This window comes from Rothia sp. HMSC066G02, assembly GCF_001813145.1.
Lineage (GTDB): Bacteria > Actinomycetota > Actinomycetes > Actinomycetales > Micrococcaceae > Rothia.
The window spans coordinates 325062-327765 of the sequence record NZ_KV811597.1 but is presented as its reverse complement, the minus strand read 5'-3'; the positions used below and the strand labels follow the sequence as shown (position 1 = coordinate 327765).

Sequence of the window (2704 nt, the reverse complement as noted above, 5' to 3'; positions counted from 1 at the left end):
TTTTTGTTGTCCAAGAAACGGGAGGCAGTTCACCGAAGGGGGGGGGCTTAAGTAGCGGAAGCGCGCCTAGCCAGGTGGGATGGAGCCCTAGAGTCGCTGAGTAGTTGTGTCTTTGCGACCTTAATGTTGTGGTTGAGCTAAAAACACAGAAACTATCCCTACTTCACGGAAGAAGCTAGGGCAGGCTACAGAAAAAATAAAGAAAATTTATACATATAAGCAGAAAGCTATACATAAGCTGAGCGAAAAACCGTGAGTATGAAACCTCGCTGGGAAAAATACTTATACATCGCTGTCCAGACATAGCTTAAACACAGCAAACTAAAGCTCAATCTTAGACTCACACCCTAAGCTGGAATCACCGGCGAAGGAAAAGCCACACACCATACACGGCGGCCCCACCCAACCGGAAAATCAACCATACAAACCCCGGACGATTGACCCTCCGGGACGCACAAGGAGAACCACCTCATGGCACGCCACGCTCAGCGTACTTCCGCGCAGCCCACCAGCCACCGCCTCCGCACCGGCGCGGCAGCACTGTCCCTGGCAGCAATCGCAGCACTCGGCCTGAGCGCCTGCGGTACACAGAACACCTCCAACCCGGCACCCACCGCCACCGCGACCGCTAAGGCATCCTCCACCGCCGACGCAGCAGTCAACGCGGGCAACGGCAAGGTCACCGTCAAGGCAAGCGACGCAGCCTCCCCGAGCGCCACCGCAAGCAGCTCCCAGGGCACCGTCACCGTCACCGAAAACGGTGTGACCGTCAGCGGTGCTGATGGTACCGGGGTCACCGCAGACGCCAACGGTAATGTGACCGTCAACGGCGCGAACGGAACCGGCGTGACCGCCGATGTTAGCGGCAACGCAACCGTCAATGGCAGCTCGGCATCGAACAACTCGGGCTCCTCCGCAAAGGTCGACGAAAAGGCCGGCGAGACCTCCGCCAAGAGCGGCTCGAACGGCTCCGGCACCGTGACCGTCGACAGCGGAACCGTCAGCGCAGCCAACGGCTACACCCTCATCGAAATCAAGACCGACGGCGGCTGGTCCTACCACGCCCCCAACGGCGACATCGTTGAAGTAGACGCTGACGGCTCCTGGGAGCGTGTCGGTCCGAGCGGCAACGTAGAGGTCAGGGCAGACGGCTCCTGGGAACTCGTCGGAGCTCCCGGCGTTGTCGAAGTGAAGGCTGATGGCTCCTGGGAACAGACCGGACAGGGAACCTTCCAGGTACCCACTGTACCCGTCAAGCCTGCCGGCGCTACCGTGGACCCCGTCAAGCCCGTCACTCCCCGTAACTAACTGATGTGACCAGCCGACAAACCGGGCAGAAACGTGGGATATCCCACCCGCTAGAATGCGGATAAACGCCCGGTGGCTCGGATAAAAGCCCCCAAACTCGATAGAATTAACGCGGTTGGTTACACCGATAATCGTTATGGAATCCCACAAGGATCCTGCGCACGACGCGAATACGTCGCCAACTAGCCGCACCATACTAACAACCACAAGGAGAAATAATGGCATTCGCCCCCGCAATGAAGAAGACCACCGCGGTTCTGTCCATCGCCTTCGCAGGCGCACTGGGCCTGAGCGCATGCGGCTCCCAGTCCTCTTCCACCACCACCGCGACTGCATCCGCATCTGCTTCTGCGACTGCTTCCGCAAGCGCATCGGCTAAGGCATCCTCTGCAGCTGCAACCACCTCGGCTGCATCTGCTTCCGCTTCTGCAGACGTGAAGGTCGACAAGGACGGCAACGTCACCGTCAAGGCTAACGACGGCGAGGGCAACTCCGCAGACGTGAAGGTCGGCGCAGACGGCAAGGCATCCGTAGACGCTAAGGACTCCGAGGGTAACTCCTCCAAGGTAGAGTCTGACGAAAAGGGCACCAAGGCTGAGTCCAAGGACTCCGAGGGTAACTCCTCCTCCGCCGTTGAGGGCGACGTTATTGTTTCCGAGGACGGCGGCTGGACCATTCAGGGTGACGAAGGTCAGGTAGCTGTACAGGCTAACGGTTCCTGGAGCCGCCAGGACGCAAACGGCCAGGTCGCAGTTAAGGCTGACGGCTCCTGGAGCATCCAGGCTAACAGCGGCCTGCAGGCATCCGTGGACGCATCCGGTGAAGTAACCTCCATCGTTGGTGGCGAGAAGGCAGACCTGAAGGCTCCGAAGGTTCCCGCAAAGCCCGCACAGGCTAAGGTCTCCCCCGTCAAGCCCGCACAGCCCAAGTAAGCTGTAAAGAGCTAACAGCGGCTTGTGACGCTACCAGAGCGTAACAGCCCCTGACCTAGAAGACGCCCCGTGCGCATCTGAACGTGATGCGTGAGGGGCGTTTTACGCATGCTTGCAGAGTACCGTCAGGATGAGGTGCTAGCATGAAGGCGTACGCCGGGCATACCGGAGTACAGGTCAACCACACCACGCACTGTGCCGCTGCAGAGCGACGCATGACGGAAAGAGAAATCTGCCGTGAAGAAGTCTATTGCTGTTCTGTTCCTGACCATTGCCGGTGCCCTCGGCCTCGCAGCCTGCGGCGGCAACTCCGGCGCCAACTCCAACTCCTCCGCATCGGCAAGCGCGTCCGCTTCTGCAACCGCTTCCGCAACTGCCTCGGCACCCGCAAGCACCTCCACCGCGGCAACCAGCGCAAGCACCACCTCCGCCGCAGCTGAAACCACCAAGGCAGAAACCAAGAC

At 59.9% G+C, this 2704-nt stretch carries 2 protein-coding genes and 1 pseudogene; all 3 read left to right on the top strand.

Translation table 11 applies throughout. From position 1 onward, the window contains the following. Positions 1-471 precede the first annotated feature (471 nt). Positions 472-1308 carry a hypothetical protein gene (locus HMPREF2894_RS08045; protein ID WP_070678720.1) on the top strand — a complete coding sequence of 279 codons (837 nt, stop codon included), beginning with the start codon at positions 472-474 and terminating at the stop codon, positions 1306-1308. A gap of 218 nt (positions 1309-1526) precedes the next feature. After that, complete coding sequence (locus tag HMPREF2894_RS08040) at positions 1527-2240, top strand: hypothetical protein (RefSeq protein ID WP_070678718.1); 714 nt, start codon at positions 1527-1529, stop codon at positions 2238-2240. A gap of 237 nt (positions 2241-2477) precedes the next feature. After that, positions 2478-2704 (top strand): annotated as a pseudogene (locus HMPREF2894_RS08035) (preprotein translocase subunit SecD); the annotation flags it as partial.

Excerpts from the sequence above, each read along its gene's own strand:
- HMPREF2894_RS08045 (WP_070678720.1), top strand. The coding sequence starts at position 472 with ATGGCACGCCACGCTCAGCGTACTTCCGCGCAGCCCACCAGCCACCGC.
- HMPREF2894_RS08040 (WP_070678718.1), top strand. The coding sequence starts at position 1,527 with ATGGCATTCGCCCCCGCAATGAAGAAGACCACCGCGGTTCTGTCCATC.